The sequence below is a fragment of the Campylobacter concisus genome (assembly GCF_003048595.2).
Taxonomy (GTDB): Bacteria; Campylobacterota; Campylobacteria; order Campylobacterales; family Campylobacteraceae; genus Campylobacter_A; species Campylobacter_A concisus_L.
In genome coordinates this window covers 519,158-542,195 of the sequence record NZ_CP049270.1, presented here as the reverse complement: position 1 = coordinate 542,195, position 23,038 = coordinate 519,158, and the positions used below count along the sequence as shown (strand labels likewise).

Below are 23,038 nucleotides of genomic sequence, written 5' to 3'. Positions count from 1 at the left end.
GGCTCTCTCCTTAGTAACTTTTTTGTATAATTCTAGCAAAAATAAAAGGCAAAATATGAAAAAAGCAGTTTGCATAATGAGCGGTGGTATGGATAGTACGCTTTGTGCTGTAATGGCAAAAAAGGCTGGATATGATATCGTAGCACTTCATTTTGACTATGGCCAAAGAACGATGAAACGTGAAAAACGTGCATTTAACGAAATTTGCGAAAGACTAGGCATTACAAAAAAGATGAGTTTAGATGTTAGTTTTATTGCCCAAATAGGCGGGAATTCTTTAACTGATGAAAGCTTGCAAATAAGAAAAGATGGAGTGGAAAAAGATGTGCCAAATACCTATGTGCCTTTTCGAAATGGTATTTTTATCTCGGTTGCTGCCGCACTTGCTGAAAAAGAAAATGCACAAGCTATCTATATCGGTGTCGTAGAAGAAGATAGTTCAGGCTATCCTGATTGCAAAGAAAGCTTCATAAAAAGCATAAACGAGGCTATAAATTTAGGCACATCGCCTAGTTTTTCGTGTGAGATAATTACTCCACTTGTAAATTTAAGTAAGGCTGACATCGTAGCAAAATCGCTTGAGCTTGGCTCGCCATTAGAGTTAACCTGGAGTTGCTACGAGAGCGATGACGAGGCATGCGGACTTTGCGATAGCTGCAGGCTAAGGCTAAATGGCTTTAAAAAGGCAAACGCCACTGATAAAATCGCATATAAAAATCAAAAATTTTCCTTATGAGCCTCTAAAACAAGGGTATTTAACAAATTTAAAGATATATCAACGCTTAGACTCTTGCTAGCTACCAAAAACATAAATTCTCGATCAAGCTTGCCAAAAATTTAATAAGGAGGATTGAAAAGTAGTTAATAAATTTAGCCAAGGGTACAGTAAAAATTTCTAAGTAAGCGATCGCTACCACGACTTTTTAGTGATCTTTATTTTTTCTTATTATCTTGTTTCTTATTTTGATCGCTTTGGATTTTTTCTAAATTTATATATCCCATTTCAACGAGTTTATTATAAATTTGAGCAATTTTTGGCCCAGCCGCACTTCCACCATGGCCACCATGCTCGATAACCATTGTGATGACATATTGCGGATCTTCATAAGGCGCATATGTGGTCATCCATGCATGAGATCTTTGCAAATACGCCATATCCTCCTCTTTCATACGTTTCTTTTCAGTTTGAGAAATTCCAACGACCTGGGCAGTACCGGTCTTTGCAGCAACTTTAACTAGGCTTCCAATAAAATGCCTATTTGCCGTTCCTCTTGGGTGGTTTGCCACTTCATACATTGCATGCCTAATGGCTGGTAACTGCGACTTCTCAAACGGCGTAAAAGCATCATCTGTTGGCGTAAAATCAACATCCTTGCCATCAATGCTCTTTAAAAAATGTGGAGTCACATTTAGCCCAGTTGCAAGGCCCGCTGTATATTTTGCCACTTGCATAGGCGTGACCAAGAAATTTCCCTGGCCGATAGAAGTGATGAGGGTCTCGCCTTGAAACCACGCTTTGCCATACTTCCTCATCTTCCACTCTCTACTTGGTAAAGTCCCCACAAACTCATTTGGCAAATCAACCTCTGTTTTTCTACCAAAACCCATACGTTCAAGTATCGGCACAATAGCGTCGATCCCTATCTTTTGACTACCTTTATAAAAATAATCATCACAGCTCTCTCTAATTGCCGTATTCATATTAACATTTCCATGTCCGTGAGAGTTCCAGCAGCGAAATTTACGTCCTCCAAGCTCATACGAGCCACTACAAAAAAAGCTATCGTATTTACTCATGCCATTATCCAAAAACGCAAGCGCCATACCCATTTTTACGACCGAACCTGGCGGATAAAGGCCGTTTATTAGCTTGTTTGTAAAAGGATGATCGACGTTTTTTACAAGCTCTTCCCATTCAGGCTGAGAAATTCCAAGTACAAATGGATTTAGATCATACTCTGGAAAGCTACCAGCAGCTATGATAGCGCCATCTTTTAGACTCATGACTATGACGCTTCCTGCATCTTTGCCAAAGACATCAGCCACAAACTGCTGAAGCTCAAGATCGACTGCAAGCTTGATATTTTGACTTTGTGGCGCTTGATAGTTTATCTGCTCGATCTCTTCATTTAAGGCATTTACCTTTATCTTTTTAAACCCTTGAATTCCTTGTAAGATCGGATTATAAAACCGCTCCACGCCACTTCTTCCAATGTAATTTGTAAGCTTTGTCAAAGGATCATTATCCATATCTTTTTGATTTGCCCTACCAACGTAGCCGATGATGTGAGAAGCTAGATCGTTATATGGATAGTGGCGCTTTGAGGCGGGTCTTATCTCTAAATTTTCACGCAAAGAAAGTGATGCAAAAAATGGTAAAAATTTATCATAATCAATAAATTCGACCACATTTATAAAATCTTGGTTATAAGCTGAATCATTTTTTATGTATTCATTTTTAAGTTTAGTGACATTTAGATCACTAAATAGTGAGCCAATGTAAGCTAGCTCATCATCTAAAATTTTTACCTTTTTATTAGCACTTAAATGAGGTCTAATGGATACTGAAAAGCCAAGACGATTAACAGCCATTGGCTTATCATGTGCGTCAAAAATAATACCCCTAACTGGCGGAATATAAATAGTCTTTATCGCATTTTGTTCTGCAATCTCGTTGTAGTAAGTATTTGAGTTGATGCTTAGGTGATAAATTCGTCCCAAAAGTATAATCCAAAAAAGAGCGATTACACTAAAGACGATGCGCATCCTCATAGCACTTTATCCCTAAAAAGAACGATAGCAAGGATACTTTCAAATGCTATAAAAAATAGATATTCAGTCGAAAATGCTAAATTTTGCTCATTTAAAACGTAAGCAAATAGATTATTTACAAGAAAGGTTAAAGCGTATCCAGCTGCTACAAAGATGATAAGTAGGCAGTTTCGCCACTTCATCGTGGTATATAGCCAGTCTAGAATAAAATTATAAAAAAGTAAAAAAGCAATAATCGTTGAAAAAAGATGAAATCCATGGATTTGCTCAGCAAATATTATAAAAATTATCGCAAAGTACCAATTATGCTTAAACTCGTCGTATTGCTTTTGTTTTCTTGAATACTCCAAAATCATATAAGTAAAAAAAATGCCAATGAGTGGCGGCAAAAAGCCAAATTGCGTAGTTGCGATCTCATACGAGAATAAAAAAACAGCCCACCAAAATTCTTTAAAAATTTTAATATCTAAGCTGCTTATGGTTTGCATTTTATCTACCAAGAGCGTTATTTATGATAGCTTCTCTAGCCTTTTCGATACCGCTTTTATTAAGAGTTGAGACCAAGATGCCACTTGGATCAAATTTCATTACCGCACTCTTTTGGCTTTGATTTAGCTTATCGCTTTTTGTATATAAATTTAAAATTTTCTGATCAGCCCTTAAAAAGCTTTTTAGATAAGCATCCACATTTGCGTCTATATCTAAATCAAAATGTCTAGCATCAATTAGATGTATAAAAAGCCTTATATCGCTTCTAAATTTCAAAAACTCATCTAAATTTTTACGCCATTCATCATGTTTTGACTTTGCCACTTTTGCATAGCCAAAGCCTGGCAAATCAACCAAAATGAGCTTAAATTTCTCTTTTTCATCTTGATCTTCTTTTTGCTCGCAGAACTCTGCTTCGAAAAAATTTATAAGCTGTGTTTTACCTGGAGTTGATGAACTCTTGGCAAGATTTTTTTGATTGACAAGGGCATTAATAAGGCTACTTTTACCAACATTTGACCTACCCAAAAAGACAATCTCACTTGTCACAAAACTTGGAGCCTCTTTTATACTTGGGCAAGATGTAATAAATTTAGCACCCAGTGCTCTTATCACTTGTTTTTATCCTCGATTTGAAAGATAAATTTGACAGGCTTTTTATCGTCGCTGTTTACGCTATATGTACCATCTTTTTGATTTACAACGATCTTCTCGCCATAAACATTTTTATCAGTTTCTATCTCGTGCAAATAGCCATTTCCAACAACCGTATAAGTCTGCTTTGCTGGCTCATACGTAAGTGTATTTCCCTTGCCTTCGTAGTGTTTATCTTTCATAAAAATTTTTGCCGTAGCATTGCCTGTGGCTATATATTTTATAGGTTGGCGTTTTTTGTCAAAATAGACGACCACTTTGTCTGCCTTAAGCTCATCAAATGAACCCTTTTTGATATTTACATTACCTATAAATTCACTAGTTTGCTTATTCTCATCTGCAAAAAAATCATTTGATGTGATTTCAACTTGCTCTGCATTTAAAAATGTAAAACCCAATATCACCGCTAAAATCGCTGATTTTCTTCTACCCATGCCCTTAACCCTTTTACCTGCGTTTGTTTTTTGCCAAGATCATAGCTTCCACTCTCACCCAGTGCCTTATCATTATTTCTTATGAGCGTGAAATTTGCTTCAGATCTTACTATTTTTGTTTTTGTTCCATATATCACTTCGTCACTTATAAATCTCAAACTATCGTTGTTTTCATAGTTCGCATTCTTTTGAAAGATGATTTCATCATTTTGTGAGATTGCTTTGTCTGAGCTTAGAAAATGTTTTAAATTTCCTCTTAAAATTTTTGCTTTAAAACTCAAAAATTCATCTTTATCATTGTATCTATTTAGCTCATCAGCCTCGTAGACTCCGCTTATTTTTGTGGAATTTATCTCATAATCTATCACATCATTTATTTGCATATTTGATATCTTTGTGTCGATCTTTAAAACATTTGCAAGGTATGGATCTTGAGCTGCCAAAAATATCATCACGACACTAAAAATAGCCACGACGAAGTAGAAAATTTTTACAACCAACGCTTCGACCACTCGTCATATAAATTTTCTGATTTTATAATAAGCTCGATCATCTCTCTAACCGCGCCATTGCCACCTTTGTGCTTTAGTTTTGTCTTTACATCAAGCTCTTTTATCGCGTCTTTTGGCTTAAAACTCCAAGCAACAGCGTCTAAAATTTTATGGTCATTGTAGTCATCGCCGATAGCTGCTGCGTTTTTAAAGCTAAGCCCTTCAAATTTTAATATCTCGCTCGCCACTTCAAATTTATCACCAACACCTTGATAGACGTGATTTATCTTTAGATCTTCAGCCCTTCGCTCAACGATGGCTGACTTTCTGCCAGTGATGATAGCTACTTTTTTACCAAGCTTTAGCCAGCTTTCTATCGCATAGCCATCTTTTACATCAAAAAATTTAAGCTCTTCGCCGTTTGCATTGTAGATGATCTTGCCATCAGTCAGGCAGCCATCAACATCTAAAAATATAATCTCTATCATAAAACACCCTTTGTGCTTGGCGTGCCTATTCTTGCGTTTTTAGCAAGCGCTCTACGAAGTGCGACGGCGAATGATTTAAACGTTGCTTCGATGATGTGGTGAGTGTTTTTACCACGAATTTGATTTAGATGAAGCGTGATACCAGAATTTATAGCAACTGCCCTAAAAAACTCTTCCACAAGCTCAGTGTCAAACTCCCCTACTTTGGCATTTTCATTAAAATTTTCATATACGAGGTAGGCTCTGTTGCTAAGATCTAACGCACAAAAAACAGCCGCCTCATCCATAACAACGCTTGCCTCACCAAATCTCTCAACGCCACTTAAAGGGTACAAGGCCTCTTTTAAAAGCTGACCCAAAACTATGCCAACATCCTCAACGCTGTGGTGAAAATCCACATGCGTGTCGCCCTTGCATGAAATTTCAAGATCAAGCAAAGAATGCTTTGTAAAAGCTTCAAGCATATGGTCAAAAAAACCAATGCCAGTATCTATCTTTGCAACACCAGAGCCATAAATTTTAAGTTTCATTGAGATTTGTGTCTCTTTTGTATTTCTAGTTAATTCTAAAATTTCTTCTCTCACGCCCTAGCCTCTTACTATAAATGCACCTTGGAATTTACCGCTTCTTGCATAATCCCTGGCCTCGTCCTCACTTCTAAAGCCATTTAAAAATACTCTATAAATGGTAGATCCATCTATAGTAAATGTCTTAACTACCGACTTATAGCCATCTATGCTTTGATGTTCTCTTTGATATCTGTTTGCGCCCTCAAGGTTTTTAAATGAGCCAATTTGCACCATAAAATCTCCACCTACGACTCGTTGCTCTGACGAAATAATAATGCCTCCAGTTGGAGCTGTCGGAGAGACTGGATTTGGCACTTTTATGCCAGTGCTTGTTGGTTTTACTTGAGTATTAATGCTTGCAACAGCATTAATATCTTCATTAAAGCCTATGACTTCCATACTGACCGGAGCCGTGCCTGTACCGATAATATCAAGTTTAGTTGCAGCCGCCTTTGAAAGGTCTAAAACTCTATCAGCCACAAAAGGTCCGCGATCATTTACACGAACAATGACGCTTTTTTGATTTCTTAAATTTGTTACTTTAAGGATCGTATTCATCGGCAAAGTTTTGTGTGCTGCAGTCATGTTGTACATATTATAAATTTCGCCGTTTGAGGTTGTTTTGCCATGAAAATTTGGACCATACCAGCTTGCCGTACCACTTGCCTTATCACCCACGCTTACAACGGTTGGGTAGTATGTTTTGCCATTTATAGTGTAAGGTCTCATTGTTGCTTTTTGGATAGAAGCTGAATTGTTGCCCTTTACATTAGTTGGGCCACTTGGTGTAAATGGTGCCCCGTTCCAAGAGCAACCAGTAACTAGAAGAGTAAAACTTAGCCCTATATAAAATTTTAGGCTCTTATGGTATGACAATATTTGCTCCAACATTTAAATTTGAACTAGCAAAAGAATTTGCATCTTTTAAATCTTTTTCGCTTACATTAAATTTTTTAGATAAAGAAGCTATCGTATCACCAGTTTGAACTATATAGTTTTGAGATTTATTTTGGGCAGAAAATGGAATAATTAGTTTTTGATTATAGCTTACGGCATTTGTGCTAAGCTCGTTGTAGTCCTTGATCGCTCTATGACTAACACCTGTTTTTTTAGAGATAGAAAGTAATGTTTCGCCTTTTTTTACAACGTAGGTATAAAAATTATTTTTACCGTTAAATGGCTTGAAATTTTCTGCAAAAAGCTGCTTTTTATTTTCAGGGATATAAACATAATAATCTTTTAGAGTTGGTGGAGTAAATACAAATTTTAAATGCGGGTTGTTATTTTTCATCTTTTTTGTACTAAGGCCGATACTATCGCCTATTTGAGCTAAATTTGTACCGCCAGGTACTTTTACTTTTACAAGCTTTAGTCCTCCGTTTATGTTTAACAAAGATGAATCTTTAGACATCAAGAAGTCCGCGTCTTTTGCGGTATACGCTGCTCTTAAAATTTTAATAACAAAATTTCTAGTTTCGGCTGGAAGGTATTTTTTCTCCGCATCAAGAAGTGTTACAAGATCATCTGTGCCAGCTTTTTGTATAGCTCTTTTTAACGCACCATCGCCGCAGTTATAAGCCATAGCTGCTAGATACCACTTACCAAATTGATTTTTCAGTGATCTTAGATAATTTGTAGCTGCAACAGTAGACTCTACTGGATCTTTTCTCTCATCGACATACTGTCCTACCTTTAGACCATGCAGTCTAGCCGTTTGCTCCATAAACTGCCACATGCCAGTAGCTTTTGCGTTTGAGACTGTGTGATTTGAAAAGCCTGATTCTATCATAGCTAGATAAAAGAATGACTCAGGTACGCCTGATTTTTTGATCTGCTCTTTTACCATCGGTATATACATATAACCATTTTTTAGAGCTTCTGTAAATGTTTCAAGTTGTGATTGTTTGATACCTTGCCTCATCTTTGCATAGTGAGAAGTCTTCATAAAGCTAGCGTCAATATCCAGCTCTTTTAAAATTTTTACCTGAGTATCGTATGAGCTCTTTTCAGGCGTATTTGCCAGTAGCAAGGTACTACATGCAAATATTAAAAATATTTTAAGCATTGCTTTCATTTCTATCCTTTTTCGTGTCAAAACTTAAGATGCTAGCATCTTAAACAAGTGCAACGCTCAAAATTTAAGCAAAGCACTTAAACAACCTTTTGGCATTATTCGAAGTTTTTTCACAAACAACTTCAAACTCAAGGTTTAAAATTTCAGCTATCTTTTTAGCAACAAATGTCGTAAACGCCGGCTCATTTCTCTTACCACGATTTGGTTCTGGCGTGAGATAAGGAGCGTCAGTTTCAATAACTATCCTGTCAAATGGGATTTTTGGCAAAATTTCGACTAAATTTTTAGCATTTTTAAATGTTAAAACACCGCCTATGCCAAAGTAAAAATTCCCAAATTTACAAAGCTCTAAAAGAAGTGGCGAAGCATTATAACAGTGCAAAATCGCTCCAGCTTCAAGCTTTGGTGCATACTCTTTTAAGATATTAAAAGAGTCCTCATTAGCCTCCCTAATGTGAAGAATAACGGGTTTTTTTAACTCAACAGCTAAATCAAGTTGAGCTAAAAAAATACGTTTTTGATCCTCTTTTTCTTTTATCTTTTCATTTTCATCTTTTGGTAAGCGAAAGTAGTCTAGACCACATTCACCAATCGCCACACACTTTTCATCTTTAGCAAAATTTCTTAAAATTTCAATACTAAAACTCTCTTTATCATATGGATGAACTCCAGCAGCAAAGAAAATGTCAGAATTTTCATGCGCTATTTTAGCCGCTTTTGGTAAATCATTGATATCAGCTCCCGGGATAATAAAGCCTTTTAGCCCTAAATTTCTAGCTTCATCTAAAATTTTATCAAGGTCAGGATCATAAACTTTACTATCTAAATGACAATGCGTATCTATAATCATAAAGCTATTTCTACTCTATTTCTACCATTTTCTTTTGCGGTGTAAAGTGCTGAATCGCAAGCCTCAAGCATATCGTCTATCTCGCAATGCCCATTGCCAAAAGATACACCTATTGATATAGTAACTTTTACTTTTTCCTTTTTTATAGTTACTTCATTTTCAGCCACTTTGGCTCGTAAATTTACAAAAAATTTAACAGCTTCTTCTTTATTTATCTTTTTAAGGACAACGCAAAATTCTTCACCGCCAAATCTAGCAACGATATCGCTTCCTTTTGTATTGTCATTTAAAATTTTTGCGATTGATTTTAGTACCTTATCTCCGCCATCATGGCCATATTTATCATTTATCTTCTTAAAATAATCAACATCAATCATTGCAAAAGCGTAAGGCTCATTAGCCTCTTCAGCTACTTGAACATACTCTTCTACGTCAGAATAAAAAAATCTTCTATTATAAACTCCGGTTAAGAAGTCGCGATTTGCAAAATTTGCTATTTTGTTTATATTTTCCATAGCTTCGATCGTATTATTAACGCGGCATATTAGCTCTTCTTTTGAAAATGGCTTTGCTATAAAATCGCTCGCACCATTTTTTAAAAATATTGATGCGTCAGTCTTTTCGCTAGGCGATGTCATAACAATTACGCCAAGACTATTTTTATCTTTTTCTTTTCTGACCTCTTTTAAAACTTCAAGGCCATCTTTTACTGGCATTCTATAATCAGTTATTATAAGATTTATATCAGGATTATCCGCAAAATAATTCATCGCCTCTTCGCCGTGAGCTGCGGCCAAGACTTTAAACTGAAGGCTGGTTAATATCTTTTTTATCATATTTCTAAAAGGAAGCGAGTCTTCAACAACCAAAACATTGTATTGTCTATTTTTGCTCAGTCTATTTATCATTTGAAAGATATAGTTGATATCGTCCATATTCCCTTTATAAACATAATCCACAATATCTTTATTTATAAAATTTTGCCTTGTTTCATCGTCAATGCTACCTGTTAAAACGATAGCCGAAAGTCCTTTGGAAAGCGCATAATCAACGATCTCTCCATTTGGAGCATCTGGTAAATTTAAATCCAAAATAGTCATAAAATAATCTTTGTCATGCTCGCTAATTAATGTCTTAGCCTCGGCAAAACTATATGCGACATCAATTGCCATCTCATCAATAGTCTTTTCCATTTGCATAACAATCAGCTTTGCTAACGCCTTATTATCATCAACTACAAGGATTCTTTCCATATTATTCCTACAAAAATTTTTATCAAATTAGTGGCGATTTTATCAAATAAATTTATTTACAAAGCTTAAATTAATAATTTAAATTAAGCTACTTTAAAAGCCCTTTAGCAAAATTTATTGCTTCTTCGCTTATATGTTCGCCGCTTATCATACGCGCAAGCTCGTTTACACGCTCCTCTTTATCGAGCTCTCTTACGACCGAGTTTTCTCCGTGACGCTCTACCAAAAAGTGTGAATTTGCCTTTGAGCTAAGCTGTGGCTGATGTGAAATGGCAAAAATTTGATAAAAATTTGCGAGCTTAAGCAAGACATTTGCGATACTCATCGCCTCTTTTCCACTTAAATTTGCATCTATTTCATCTAAAATAATGACATCACCACCAGTTTTTGTGATCTCGCTAGAGGCAGCTATGAAGGCCAGCCTTAGGCGGTTTAGCTCGCCTGAGCTTAAATTTTTAAGTGAGGTCTCATTTAAATTTAGATAAACCTCATCAAGCCCCAAGATATCAAGCTTTTTAGCCTCAATACTCAGCGTAATATCTGGCATATAAAGCTCTTTTAGGTATAAATTTATCATCGCCTCAAGCTCTTTTAAATTTACGCTCCTTGCCTTGCTTAAAGCACTGGCTAGCTCATTTGCCTTTTTGCTTAAAATTTCAAATTTCTTCTCTAGCTCGCTCTTTTCAAAGCTTAAATTTTCATATCTGGCAAGCTCTTTTTCTTTTTTAGAAAGCGCTTCTAACGCCTCCTCCTCGCTGCCATAGCGCCTGATGATGGCATTTAGCGCTTCTATCCTATCAAGCACGCTCTCCACGTCGACATCGTCAAGCTCCTCCATATTTAGGCTATCTCTTGCGACCCTTAGCTCGTTCATCGCATCTTCAAAAAAGCCGCTATCAAGGTCGCTGATATTTAGTGCCTCATTTACGCTATGCTCTAGCTCAAATATCCGATCAGCTCTAGCCCACGCCTCATTTATCTTATCCTTTTTACTAAGCCTCTTTTTAGTTTCCATAAGCTCTTCAAACTCACCTTTTTTAGGCCCTACACTTTTTATCTTCTCGATCTCAAAGCTAGCAAGCTCCTTTAGCTCCTCGACCTTTTTCTCTTCCTCTTTTATAGTGGCTAGCTCTTTTGAAATTTTAGAAAATTCCAAAAAGACCTCTTCAAATTCCTGCTTTGTTTCTTTAAATTTCTCATTTTTCGAAATTTCTAGCCTATCAAGCAAATTTAGAAATTTCTCATTTTCAAACTCGTTTGCCTCTTTTGCCGAGAGATATTTGATATGCTCGCGCGCCACTTGGGCTAAATTTTTCTTTGAAATGGCTTGCTGATTTATAAAATATCTCGTGCTCTTATCTTTTAAAAGCTTAAAAATATTAACCTCTTCGTTTTCTATGCCAAACTCATCAAGCTCAAATTTATGCTCCACATCAGCTTCTATTAGCCTTGCCTCGCTATCTTTTAGCCCAAAAACAGCCATTATCGCGCTCATTAGCACCGACTTACCAGCGCCGCTAACGCCCGTAAATACGCTAAGACCCTCTTTGAAATTTAGCTCGACATTTTTAAAATTTAGATAATCTTTAATCAAAATTCGATCAATCATTATAACCCCAGTGAAGTTTCTCTTTTAAAATTTGAAAATAATCCCTGCCGATGTGGCGTATCAGCCTCGCTTTTTTGTTGCTAAGGCTCATGCTAACGGCTGAAATTTTACTCATATCAAATCTATCTTGTCCGTCTATTACTAAAATGGCGTCGCTATTTGTTCTAAATTTAACCGTGTGATTTTTTGTAAGTACAACTGGGCGCTGTGTAAGTGAGTGCGAGCAGATGGGAGTTACTGTAAAAACTTCGCTTAATGGATAGATAATAGGGCCATTTGCGCTCATGTTATATGCCGTTGTTCCAGCAGGTGTCGCTACTATAACGCCGTCACCATAATATGAGTTAAAGTATTTTTCATTTAAAAACGCCTCGATATGCGTCATCGAGCCGCCATTTTTACTAACGATGACTGCGTCGTTAAATGCTATCTTTTGCTCAGTTTTGCCATCATTTTTGTGAAGCGTCACATCAAGCATAAAAGGCGTTTCTACCTCAAATTTATTATCAAAAAAGTCTTTAAAAAATTTCTCACTCTCATTTATCGTGATATCCGTCAAAAAGCCTAGCTTACCAGCGTGTATGCCAAGGACAAGTGGCGAGATATGAGCTAGTTTTCTACAAGTCGAGATTATAGTGCCATCACCGCCAAGTGTGATCAAAAATTCACACTCTTTAGCTAATTTTATAAGCTCAAAACCATCTTTTTCTATACGCTTGGCACAATTTTTTTCAAGCAAAATTTCTGCGTTATACTTTGATAAAATTTTTTCTAGCTTTTTTAAATCTTGCCTAAACAATGGATAATCTTTGGCAATAAGTCCCACTTTTTTGGCGTTTGTGGTATTAAATTTTTGTTCATTTTTCATAGAAATGATTGTAACATATTTTATTTTAACAAAGCTTTTCAAAAGAAAAAAGCGACTATAATTGCCTAAAAAACATTGCAAAGGAGCATTTTATGCGAAGTCATTATTGCACCGATCTTAGTAAAGCTGATATCGGCAAAGAAGTAATACTTTGTGGCTGGGCAAACACGTATAGAGACCACGGTGGCGTTGTTTTCATCGACTTAAGAGATGTTAGTGGGCTTATACAGTTAGTCTGTGACCCTGCTGACAGCAAAGAAGCACACGACGTGGCTGCAAAAGTAAGAGATGAATATGTCTTAAAAGCAAAAGGAAAAGTAAGGGCTAGAGGCGAAGGGCTAACCAATCCAAAGCTAAAAACTGGCGAGATAGAAGTAATAGTAAGTGAGCTAATCATCGAAAATCCAAGCGAGGCATTGCCATTTATGATAGGTGATGAGAGCGTAAACGAGGACATCAGGCTAAAATACCGCTTTTTAGACCTTAGAAGCGAACGCTTGCAAAATATCTTTAAAATGCGTTCTCGTGCAGCGATAGCGGCTAGAAACAGCCTAGATAAAATGGGCTTTATCGAGTTTGAAACTCCGGTTTTAACACGCGCAACTCCAGAAGGAGCGAGAGACTATCTAGTGCCAAGCCGTGTATATCCGGGTCAGTTTTACGCGCTCCCACAAAGCCCACAGCTATTTAAACAGCTTTTGATGTGTTCTGGCTTTGATAAATATTTCCAGATAGCAAAATGCTTCCGCGACGAAGACTTAAGGGCTGATCGACAACCAGAATTTACTCAAATAGACATCGAAATGAGCTTTGTAGAACAAAAAGATATCATAAATATGGCCGAGACGATGCTAAAAGATATCTTTAAAGCCTGCGGATACGACATCAAAACGCCATTTAGACGCATGAGCTACAAAGAGGCTACCGAGACTTACGGCTCAGACAAGCCAGACCTTAGATATGACCTCAAAATGGTCGATGTGATCGATATTTTCGAGCGCTCAAGCAATGAAATTTTTAGCTCTATCGCAAAAGATAAGAAGAAAAACCGTATCAAAGCGCTAAAAGTGCCAAATGGCGACAACATCTTTAGTAAGCGCGAGATGAATAGATTTGAGGAATTTGTACGTAAATTTGGTGCGCAAGGTCTTGGCTACTTCCAAATGAAAGAAGAAGGACTAAAAGGACCACTTTGTAAATTTTTTGAGCAAAGCGATCTTGATGAGATAGTCTCAAGATGTGAGCTAAAAGTTGGTGACGTCGTATTCTTTGGCGCTGGCAAGAAAAAAATCGTGCTTGATTATATGGGAAGATTTAGAATTTTCCTAGCTGAACAAATGGGTATCATCGATCAAGACAAGCTTGAGTTTTTATGGGTGCTTGACTTCCCAATGTTTGAGCAAAACGACGATGGCAGTTACTCTGCGATGCACCATCCATTTACTATGCCAAAAAATATAGACGAGCCTGATCTTGAGGATATCCTCTCTATCGCTCACGACGTCGTACTAAACGGCTTTGAGCTTGGCGGCGGAAGTATAAGAATTCATAAAAACGATATCCAACAAAAAGTCTTTAAGCTTCTTGGCATAGATGAAGAGGAGCAGCGTGAGAAATTTGGCTTCTTGCTTGATGCATTGACATTTGGTGCGCCTCCACATGGTGGTATCGCGATCGGCTTTGATAGGCTAAATATGCTCGTAAATAAAGCAAGCTCGATCCGCGATGTTATAGCCTTTCCTAAAACACAACGTGCTCAGTGCCCACTAACAAAGGCACCAAGCCACGCTAGCAACGAACAGCTTAGGGAGCTAGGACTAAGGATAAGAGAAAAAGAGCAAAAAAATTAAAATTTTTGCAATAAATTTAGACTTTTAGATGTCTAAATTTGAGTTATTTTATTTAAAGATTAAATTTTTGAGATGATTTTGGATGTTGTACAGAAAATTTCATCCCAAAGTTAGACATATAGTCTGCTGCAGGGTGAAATTTTCAAACTCATTCAAAGGCGCTCAAAAAATATAAAAAGGGAAAGAATGAAAAATTTATTTTTAATCATCGGCGCTCCAGGCTCCGGCAAAACAACAGATGCATCGATCATCTCACAACAAGATGAGAAATTTGCACACTTTTCAACTGGCGATCTTTTAAGAGCTGAGGTTGCTAGCGGTAGCGAGCTTGGCAAACTTATAGATGGCTTTATCTCAAAAGGAAATTTGGTTCCGCTTGATGTTGTCGTAAATGCGATCGTATCAGCCATTAAAGGCTCAGAAAAATCAAACATCATAATAGACGGATATCCAAGAAGCGTTGAGCAAATGACAGAGCTTGACAAGGTATTAAGTGAGCAAAAAGAAATTTCTCTTAAAGGCGTCATCGAAGTAGACGTTAGTGAAGATGTAGCAAGAGCAAGAGTACTCGGCCGTGCAAGAGGCGCTGATGACAACAACGAAGTGTTTAATAACCGCATGAAAGTATATCTTGATCCGATCGTGCCTATCCGTGAATTTTACAGCAAAAAAGAACTACTTTATGTAGTAAACGGTGAACGCGGTATAGACGAGATCGTAGCTGATATCAAAGCTCTCATAAATAGCCTATAAACATTATTTAGAGCCTCAAGCTAGGCTCTAAATTTAAGCTTCCCATAAGTCAAAATTGATAAAAAATTACAAAATATCATTATAATCCGCTCAACAATTCTCGAGAATCACATCAAATTTAAAGGACACACAATGCTTAAAAAAATATTTTTATCAGCAGCTCTTGCAAGCGCTATGTTTGCTGCAGGCGGCTTCGTCGGCAAAGGCACCATGAAGTGCAAGTACCGTAAAACAAGCCCTAGAGCTACCCGATGACGCTCGCGTCGTGCTTGAGGGCAAGATCGTTGCCGAGTTTCGTCCTGACCACTATCAGTTCGTCGATAAAAATGGTGACGCTATCGAAGTCGAGATCAACAACGAGGACTGGAGAGGCATAAGCGTCAATGAAACTACGCCTGGTGCGCATCTTCGGTAAGATCGATAAAGACCTTCTTAAAACCTCTGTCGATATAAAAACTATCGAAATAATCAAATAGTTTTAGGGCGGTTCGCCGCCCGAATTTATCTTAAATTTACCGCTCTAAATTTAATCCTCCAAAACGTAAATTTAACTAGCAAAATTCTAATTTTTCCCGCGCAACCAAAATCCGTCGTTCGTTAAAGTCGGTTAAAATCTAAAAACAGCACCACTACGCGAATACCACCTTTAAATTTTTACAGTCGATAAATATCGCTGCCAAATTTTAATAAAGTAAATTTATTGCCATAAGCCAGTCAAAATTTAGCTTACAAAAGTTCTCGTTTTACTCCAAATTTAGCCGAGATTTTATATAATCCCTTACTTAAATTTCTAGGCAATTATCTCAAAACTTTTTGGCGAGATAGGAGCTTTACAAAGGATTAAAATGGACGTTTCAAAGATAAAATCTGGCTCAAACCCAGACAAAATCAATGCCGTAATTGAAATACCTTATGGCTCAAATATCAAATACGAGATCGACAAAGATAGCGGTGCAGTCGTAGTTGATCGCGTGCTTTACTCAGCGATGTTCTACCCAGCAAACTACGGCTTTGTGCCAAACACACTTGCAGCCGACGGCGATCCAGCTGATATTTTGGTGCTAAATGAGTATCCGCTCCAAGCTGGTAGCGTCATCCCTTGCCGCTTGATAGGCGTTTTGGTGATGGAGGATGAAGCAGGTATGGACGAGAAGCTTTTAGCTGTGCCAATTACAAAGATCGATCCAAGATATGAGGCGATAAAAAGCTACGAAGACTTGCCAACTGCGACACTAAATAAGATCAAAAATTTCTTTGAAACTTATAAAATTCTTGAGCCAAACAAATGGGTTAAAGTCAAAGAATTTAAAGACGCAAATGCTGCAAAAGAGATTTTAGACGCTGCGATAAAAAATTATAAATAACTTACAAGCTCTATGTTAGGGCTTTTTCTTTTAAATTTATTTGTTTTATGAGCCACATAAAAAAGATCATTTTTATATTTAGATAAGCTTTTTCTTGTATAATACGATTTTCTTTCAACTGTGGGTTCATAGCTCAGTTGGTTAGAGCATCCGGCTCATAACCGGATGGTCCCAGGTTCGAGTCCTGGTGAACCCACCACTTTTTATTTTTCATACTCTCCAAATAGAAATCAAAAACTCTACAAAGTCTTGATATATGGTCTTTTGATACAATTTCAATGCTCTACAATTTTTTTTAAAATCTGATATAATCCATTAAATCCGTGCGGTTAAATAATGTGGTTATAAAAAATTAGTGCGGTTTTTAAAAATGGAGCAAAAAATGGCTAATGTGTCAAAGGCAAACCTAACTGATAAAATTATAAGAGAGCTAGAGCCAAAAGAGAAGCAATACCGAAAAGCCGTAGGTAACCCAAAAGAGCTTTATATTATGGTAAATCCAAGCAGTATAAAGACATTTTTTGTTCTTTTTAATCAAAAAGCACATAAACTTGAAAGGTTCGAACAGGGCAAATACGGCATAGAACAAGCAAGAGAAGATGCCTTTAAAAAGGTAAAGTGGCTTAAAGACAACCCTGAACTTAAGCAAAACAAGTATAACTTCGGCGTATTATATAGTCGCTACATCAGGACAAAGAAGCTAAAATTAGCACCCTCATACACTATAAAAATTGAAAGCCAAATGCAAAAGTACATCCTGCCAAGGTTTGCTAACATCGATATAGCAAAGATAAAATTTAGCGATATTTTAGAAGTTCTAGAACCACTTTTTAACCCACATAATCCCCAAAAATCGCACCTAGAGACAATACACCGTCTAATAAACTATATAGGTGAAATTTTTGATCTAGCCAACTACGATCGCTACATCGACTACAACCCTAGAAAAGCACTGCATAAGCAGTTCCCAACGTCAAGCAGTTTTAATACTAAAAATGGCATAGACACAAGGTATCAGGCATTAACGAACGAAGTAGAGCTAAAGGAGTTTTTGACCGACCTAAGAGATGATAATAAGATGGATTTACAAACCAAAAGAGCTTTAAAACTACACATACTATGTGTAAATCGCCCTATGAATACAGTCAGTGCCAAATGGGAGCATATAGACCTAGAAAACGGTATTTGGAGCATACCTGCAAACGAGATGAAAATGGGCTTTTCACACCAAATCGCACTACCAACACAAGCCATAAGAATCTTAAAAGAACAAAAGCTTTATTGTCCCATAGAGAGCAAATTTATATTCCCAACATTTAGCCAAGACGGACATTTGCATAGGGACAGCATGGGCAAGGCGATACGAAATCTAGGCGGTAATGGCAAATACTCAAACAAAGCAACGGCTCACGGTTTTAGAGCGACATTTAAGACGATTTGTTCTATAAACGAAGCCGAACTTTTATCACTTGGTATAGGCGAAAAAGCAGTAGAAAACGCACTAGCTCACAAAGAGCGTAACAACGTAAAATTCGCATACGAAAGACAAATGGCTACAATAGAGCAAAATAGGGCTTTAATGCAGTGGTATGCCAATTATTTATGCAATATAGTTGATTTTATTTAATTGTAGTTTATTTTAAAAAGGTATCATTAGGATTATTTTCTACTCTAAAATTAAAACTTACGAAAGTATAAAGGAAAGGCAAATAGTGTCTTTTTATAAAAAAAGACCAAAATTTGCATAGGTAAATCAAAATCAGCTAAAGCTGATTTTGAACTTTTACTTAACACTGGGGGCACCCCAGACCCCTAAAAGGGAAGAAAATAGATTTAGCGAAATGGCTATCAAAAACTTAAAAATTTCTGATACATATATGCGAAAATTTATCGTTTTTTTTACTTATTTTAATACTTTTTATTTTTAATGTATTTTTTTATTTAATATGTTATTTTTATTTTTAAATATCTTTATTATTTTTTTAATCAAAATAGCCAATTTAAAGTTAAATCAAAAAAAGAATACATTTTTTTCTTAAAAATTTTTCTTATGATATATTGTATTTTTTTAATATGTTTTTTTATATCTTTTTATTAAATGATAAATATACCAAAAAAATACTCAAATAAATATCGTTTTTTTGTAACTTGATTTTTAGTATTTTTTTCAATAAGTATAAAAAGTAAAAAGTGCTCTAATCTTAAACAATCATTAAAAATTTAAAAATTATATGCGAAAAAAATTAGCGTTTTTTTATTTTTTTACTTTACTTTTTTTCATTTATTATTTTTTTATTTGTTATTTTTACTTGCATATTTAATCTTTTTATTATTTTTTTAATAAAATATTAAATATTACTTTTTAAAACTTTCTTACAGACAGAAAAAAATCATATTATTTTTTTAAGATATTTTTTTAAACTTTTTTTATAACCACTTAATACAACAAAAAAATAATAAAATATTTAAATTTTTTTAATAAAAATTATTTTAGTATTTATTAAGGCCTTCAAGAACAATGGATTTAAATTATGGTAAATACAAAATTTGCTATAATGTAAGATAAAACCAAAAAGAAGTGATAGTTGAAAAATTTAAGCACATTTAATATACAAAACCGCAGGTATCTAGGTAATAAGTCCAAACTGAGGCCTTTTATACTGGACGTAGTCCGTCAAAACTGTGGCAAAATAGACGTTGTAGCGGACATTTTTGCTGGGACTGGATCAGTTGCCTCTGCTTTTAACGACAAAATTATCATAACAAACGACCTAATGCAAAGCAACTTTATTTGCAACCTAGCTTGGTTTGGCTCAGAACCATTTGACAAGACAAAAATAGCTAAAATTTTAAAAGAATTTAACAACTATAACGAGTTAGAAAGCAACTATATGAGTGAAAATTTTAGCAACACATATTTTAGCAAAAAAGTCTGTTCTAAAATAGGTTACATTCGTGAAAATATTGAGAATAAATTTAAAAATGGCGAAATAAATGAACGAGAAAGAGCGATTTTAATCACTTCTTTACTTTACGCAATGGACAAAATTGCAGCTACTTGCGGACATTATGATGCATATAGAAAAGGGGCGATTTTAACAGACAACATAACCCTAGCTATACCACTTGTAAATAGCAAAAACAACCCTAAAAATCGCTGTTTTAATGAAGATGCAAACAAACTTGCTAGGCAGATTAGTGCAGACCTTGTCTATATAGACCCACCTTATAACTCAAGACAATACAGCGACAGCTACCACCTGCTAGAAAATGTAGCAACATGGCAGAAGCCAAAGGTAAGTGGTGTCGCAAAAAAGATGGATAGATTGGCGATAAAAAGCCAATATTGCGGAGCTAATGCAAATGAAGCTTTTGCGGATTTAATAGAAAATACCCAAGCAAAATACATCTTGTTTTCATACAATAACATGGCAAATAAAGGAAACGATCGCTCAAATGCAAAAATCAGCGACGAAGTCATTATGGATACACTTGGCAAAAAAGGCAAGGTCTTGGTATTTTTACAAAAATATAAGGCGTTTAGCACAGGCAAATCAGAGATAAAAGACAATGCTGAAAGGCTATTTTTGTGCGAAGTCTCATAGCTTCACCGCTTAACTATACAGGCGGTAAATTTAAGCTACTCCCACAACTTCTCCCTCTTTTTCCAAAAAAAATAAACACATTTATAGATTTATTTTGCGGTGGAGCAAATGTCGGCATAAATGTTAAAAGCCACAAAGTAATTTATAATGACATTAGCCCACAACTACACGAACTTTATAAAATTTTTAGCACTCAAAAGCCTGAAATTTTACTAAGTTCGGTCTATAAAATAATAGAAAAATACAACCTTTCGCTAAGTAGCAAAAATGGCTATGAATTTTATAAAAGCACGAGCAACAAGGGGCTTGGAGAGTATAACAAAAATGGTTTTTTGAGGCTTAGAAATGAGTTAAACGACAAGAATATAATAGATGAAGCCTACTGCATAATGCTTTATGTTGCAATAGTTTATGCCTTTAATAACCAAATAAGATTTAACGCAAATGGTGAGTTTAACCTACCTGTTGGCAAACGTGATTTTAACGCTAAAATGCAAGAAAAGCTACTTAGGTTTATGACTAGATTACAAGAGCAAAGTCGTGAGTTTTCTTGTCTTGATTTTAGAAATTTTGACACTAAAAGACTTGGCGAAGATGATTTTGTATATATCGACCCACCATATTTAATAACTTGTGCTAGTTATAACGAAAATGGCGGTTGGAGCGAAAAAGACGAGCTTGATTTGCTTAAATTTATTGATAACTTAGATAAAAAGGGGATAAAATTTGCCATTTCAAATGTATTAACAAGCAAAGGGAAAACAAATAAAATTTTGCTATCTTGGCTAGAAAAAAGGCAGTTTAGTACGCACCATTTAAGGCACAAATATTCAAATTCAAATTACCAAATAAAAGATAAAAGCGGTTTTAGTGATGAAGTTTTAATAACAAATTATTAGGGATAAAAATGGGGAAATTTGCATATAAAAGCTATTGTTGGAACTTGGGAACTACAAGTTTTAGGACTGAAAAATTTAATAGGACTATTGAAATTCAACTTGATTTGCTAGATAAATTTTGGCAACTACCACAAAATCAAAAAGAAGTTTGGAATGGAAATAGTTCTTTGCAAGATAGATATTATGACTTTTTAAAACAAAACGAATTTGTAGATGGAAGTGCAACAAGAAAAGATAAGGATGCAAGAGAAAAAACATCAGGACTAGTTGAATTGGGGCTTATTACAAATAATAGAAAGCTAACAAATGCTGGGATTAGAGTTTTGCAGATTAGTAAGGACGGAGATTTTAGCATAGACAATGCCTTACAGATTTCAAAAGATAGCTTTGTCTATCTAAAACAACTTTTAAAAACCAACAACTATAAAATAGAAAATAGCGTAGTAAGGCCTTTTATTGTTACTTTATATATGCTAAGTCGCCACGAATATTTAAGTGATGATGAATTTGCATATTTATTGCCACTTTGCACTAATGCCGAATATACAGATTTTATCTCTAATCAAATTTCACGACTGCGAAAAAATAAAATTAGCATTGATGAAATTATTATAAACAGGCTTCTTTCAATGCAAAATTACAAAGATGCATTAGAGTGGTTTTTAAATTGTTCCAGTGTTAGCAAAAACGCTATTATTGAAATAGGTATGAACAGAAAAAGTGCTACATTTGATTTGCCATATTTTAGAGTATTTTTGGCTTTAAAAAATGTCTTTTTAGATGGTAATAAAGATGAAAATTCCCTTACAGAATTATTTTTGTCTATACAAAAACTAAACTTAAAAAAGTGGTGGAATAGCTATATTTTTAAACCTAGAACAACAGAGAATAAGATTAAAAAAGAGCTTGATGAAGTCTTAAATTTTACTATCTTTAACGATATTGCAAATGAAGCCGACCTAAAAACAGCATTTTTTAAAACAATGCACCTGTTTAAAGCAAAAGCCACACTTTATGATTACTTTGATTTAAATCGCAGATATATGGGGCTTAGTGATATATTTTTGTTTAGAGATAGCAAAATAGAACTCGATATTGTTCCAAAACATTTTTTTAATAGTGTAATTGATGAACTATATAATGATGCTTATAAAAAGAGTGATTTATTGCAAGATGACTGTGAATTAAATGAGATTTCATCAGTGTTAATAATAGATGATGATACAATTATTGGCTCAATTAACAGCGAGTTAGGGCTAAGTATCGATAATCTTAGTGATGCTATAAACGAGCTTGAAAAAGAGCGTTACGCTAGGTTTAATAAGTTAATTGATGAGAAATTTAGTGATATAAACCTGATAGAATTGTTAGATAATTTTGAAAATAGAGATGATAGCAAAATTAAAGAGTATATCACAGATAATGCCGAAGTTTATACTTTGTTTGAGTATGTTTTAGGGATTGTATGGTATAAAATCAGCGAAAGAAAGGGCAAAATTTTAGACTATATGAAATTAAGTCTTGATGCAAATTTATTACCAAAATCCCACGCAGGTGGTGGCAAAGCAGATATTGTTTATGAATATGAAAAAACCAAACACTATCCAAAACACACGCTATTACTTGAAGCTACACTTTCAAATAAAGCAGGTCAAAGACAAATGGAATTAGAGCCTGTTACAAGACACTTGGGACAGCACCTGTTAGAAAGTGATAATTTAAACTCATATTGTGTATTTGCCACAACTCGGTTGGATATAAATACACTAAGTGATTTTATAAATCGCAGAAGTTATGCTTTTTATGGTGCAAATTATAATGCAAATAATAGATCTAATCGTGTAAAAGGCATGAAAATAACATCTTTACAAACCACAGAGATAAAAACTATCATACAAAAAGACAAGAAGTATAGTGAGCTATACTCTATATTTGATGAAGCATATAAGGCGGATTTGAATGAATTAGAAGCTGATGAGTGGTATCAAAAATATATAGTTGAAAAACTATAAAGGA

General features: G+C 35.3%; 21 protein-coding genes, 1 tRNA gene and 1 pseudogene. 10 read left to right on the top strand and 13 right to left on the bottom strand.

Translation table 11 applies throughout. The features are described 5' to 3' along the window. Positions 1 to 22: 22 nt before the first annotated feature. The gene (gene queC / locus CVT15_RS02725; RefSeq protein WP_258033307.1) at positions 23 to 736 is read left to right on the top strand and encodes a 7-cyano-7-deazaguanine synthase QueC; all 714 of its coding nucleotides are present in this window, start codon (positions 23 to 25) and stop codon (positions 734 to 736) included. Between the two features lie 197 nt (positions 737 to 933). Here the strand turns inward: queC and mrdA are convergent, their stop codons facing one another. The 13 genes and pseudogenes from mrdA to CVT15_RS02660 form a co-directional block, all read right to left on the bottom strand. After that, entirely contained in the window at positions 934 to 2,772 is a 1,839-nt protein-coding gene (gene mrdA / locus CVT15_RS02720) for a penicillin-binding protein 2 (protein WP_054196312.1), read from the bottom strand. Further along, on the bottom strand, positions 2,769 to 3,260 hold the full coding sequence (locus CVT15_RS02715; protein WP_084109265.1) for a hypothetical protein: 492 nt from the start codon (positions 3,258 to 3,260) through the stop codon (positions 2,769 to 2,771). Before CVT15_RS02715 ends, mrdA begins: the two co-directional genes overlap by 4 nt. Position 3,261: 1 nt before the next feature. Next, positions 3,262 to 3,876: a ribosome biogenesis GTP-binding protein YihA/YsxC gene (yihA, locus tag CVT15_RS02710; protein WP_103577113.1), complete on the bottom strand. Its 615-nt coding sequence runs from the start codon at positions 3,874 to 3,876 to the stop codon at positions 3,262 to 3,264. Beyond that, positions 3,873 to 4,349 (bottom strand): lipopolysaccharide transport periplasmic protein LptA, encoded by a 477-nt coding sequence (lptA, locus tag CVT15_RS02705; RefSeq protein ID WP_087585607.1) that lies wholly within the window; start codon positions 4,347 to 4,349, stop codon positions 3,873 to 3,875. The genes yihA and lptA overlap by 4 nt, the downstream gene beginning before the upstream one ends. Continuing rightward, positions 4,322 to 4,861, bottom strand: a complete 540-nt coding sequence (locus CVT15_RS02700) for an LPS export ABC transporter periplasmic protein LptC (protein WP_230853968.1) — start codon at positions 4,859 to 4,861, stop codon at positions 4,322 to 4,324. Before CVT15_RS02700 ends, lptA begins: the two co-directional genes overlap by 28 nt. Continuing rightward, entirely contained in the window at positions 4,840 to 5,328 is a 489-nt protein-coding gene (locus CVT15_RS02695; RefSeq protein WP_103577112.1) for a KdsC family phosphatase, read from the bottom strand. The genes CVT15_RS02700 and CVT15_RS02695 overlap by 22 nt, the downstream gene beginning before the upstream one ends. Next, a complete protein-coding gene (gene hisB, locus CVT15_RS02690; RefSeq protein ID WP_072594985.1) occupies positions 5,325 to 5,900 on the bottom strand; it encodes an imidazoleglycerol-phosphate dehydratase HisB in 576 nt (191 codons plus the stop codon). The genes CVT15_RS02695 and hisB overlap by 4 nt, the downstream gene beginning before the upstream one ends. A 15-nt stretch (positions 5,901 to 5,915) precedes the next feature. Next, positions 5,916 to 6,632, bottom strand: a pseudogene (locus tag CVT15_RS02685) (septal ring lytic transglycosylase RlpA family protein); the annotation flags it as partial. 127 nt (positions 6,633 to 6,759) lie between these two features. Further along, positions 6,760 to 7,971 carry a lytic transglycosylase domain-containing protein gene (locus CVT15_RS02680; protein ID WP_087585604.1) on the bottom strand — a complete coding sequence of 404 codons (1,212 nt, stop codon included), beginning with the start codon at positions 7,969 to 7,971 and terminating at the stop codon, positions 6,760 to 6,762. Between the two features lie 64 nt (positions 7,972 to 8,035). After that, complete coding sequence (locus CVT15_RS02675) at positions 8,036 to 8,821, bottom strand: TatD family hydrolase (protein WP_087585603.1); 786 nt, start codon at positions 8,819 to 8,821, stop codon at positions 8,036 to 8,038. Next, positions 8,818 to 10,074 (bottom strand): GGDEF domain-containing response regulator, encoded by a 1,257-nt coding sequence (locus tag CVT15_RS02670; RefSeq protein ID WP_103577110.1) that lies wholly within the window; start codon positions 10,072 to 10,074, stop codon positions 8,818 to 8,820. The genes CVT15_RS02675 and CVT15_RS02670 overlap by 4 nt, the downstream gene beginning before the upstream one ends. Before the next feature lie 88 nt (positions 10,075 to 10,162). After that, entirely contained in the window at positions 10,163 to 11,683 is a 1,521-nt protein-coding gene (locus CVT15_RS02665) for an AAA family ATPase (protein WP_180998542.1), read from the bottom strand. Beyond that, complete coding sequence (locus CVT15_RS02660; protein WP_103577109.1) at positions 11,676 to 12,551, bottom strand: NAD(+) kinase; 876 nt, start codon at positions 12,549 to 12,551, stop codon at positions 11,676 to 11,678. Before CVT15_RS02660 ends, CVT15_RS02665 begins: the two co-directional genes overlap by 8 nt. A gap of 92 nt (positions 12,552 to 12,643) precedes the next feature. On the opposite strand from CVT15_RS02660, the gene aspS reads away from it, so the two are divergent. From aspS to CVT15_RS02620, 9 genes are all read left to right on the top strand, one after another. After that, the gene (aspS, locus tag CVT15_RS02655) at positions 12,644 to 14,401 is read left to right on the top strand and encodes an aspartate--tRNA ligase (RefSeq protein ID WP_107897999.1); all 1,758 of its coding nucleotides are present in this window, start codon (positions 12,644 to 12,646) and stop codon (positions 14,399 to 14,401) included. Positions 14,402 to 14,587: 186 nt separating this feature from the next. Then, positions 14,588 to 15,154 carry an adenylate kinase gene (locus CVT15_RS02650; RefSeq protein WP_103577107.1) on the top strand — a complete coding sequence of 189 codons (567 nt, stop codon included), beginning with the start codon at positions 14,588 to 14,590 and terminating at the stop codon, positions 15,152 to 15,154. Between the two features lie 265 nt (positions 15,155 to 15,419). After that, positions 15,420 to 15,569, top strand: a complete 150-nt coding sequence (locus CVT15_RS09940) for a NirD/YgiW/YdeI family stress tolerance protein (RefSeq protein ID WP_230853967.1) — start codon at positions 15,420 to 15,422, stop codon at positions 15,567 to 15,569. A 430-nt stretch (positions 15,570 to 15,999) separates the two neighbouring features. Further along, complete coding sequence (gene ppa / locus CVT15_RS02640; RefSeq protein WP_103577106.1) at positions 16,000 to 16,518, top strand: inorganic diphosphatase; 519 nt, start codon at positions 16,000 to 16,002, stop codon at positions 16,516 to 16,518. A 122-nt stretch (positions 16,519 to 16,640) separates the two neighbouring features. Continuing rightward, positions 16,641 to 16,717 (top strand) — tRNA-Ile (locus CVT15_RS02635). A 183-nt stretch (positions 16,718 to 16,900) separates the two neighbouring features. After that, positions 16,901 to 18,145 carry a tyrosine-type recombinase/integrase gene (locus CVT15_RS02630; RefSeq protein ID WP_103577105.1) on the top strand — a complete coding sequence of 415 codons (1,245 nt, stop codon included), beginning with the start codon at positions 16,901 to 16,903 and terminating at the stop codon, positions 18,143 to 18,145. 958 nt (positions 18,146 to 19,103) lie between these two features. Continuing rightward, complete coding sequence (locus tag CVT15_RS09935) at positions 19,104 to 20,123, top strand: DNA adenine methylase (RefSeq protein ID WP_103577068.1); 1,020 nt, start codon at positions 19,104 to 19,106, stop codon at positions 20,121 to 20,123. Continuing rightward, the gene (locus CVT15_RS09930) at positions 20,108 to 21,022 is read left to right on the top strand and encodes a Dam family site-specific DNA-(adenine-N6)-methyltransferase (protein WP_198426212.1); all 915 of its coding nucleotides are present in this window, start codon (positions 20,108 to 20,110) and stop codon (positions 21,020 to 21,022) included. The genes CVT15_RS09935 and CVT15_RS09930 overlap by 16 nt, the downstream gene beginning before the upstream one ends. An 8-nt stretch (positions 21,023 to 21,030) precedes the next feature. Continuing rightward, on the top strand, positions 21,031 to 23,034 hold the full coding sequence (locus tag CVT15_RS02620; protein ID WP_103577070.1) for an AlwI family type II restriction endonuclease: 2,004 nt from the start codon (positions 21,031 to 21,033) through the stop codon (positions 23,032 to 23,034). Positions 23,035 to 23,038 lie beyond the last annotated feature (4 nt).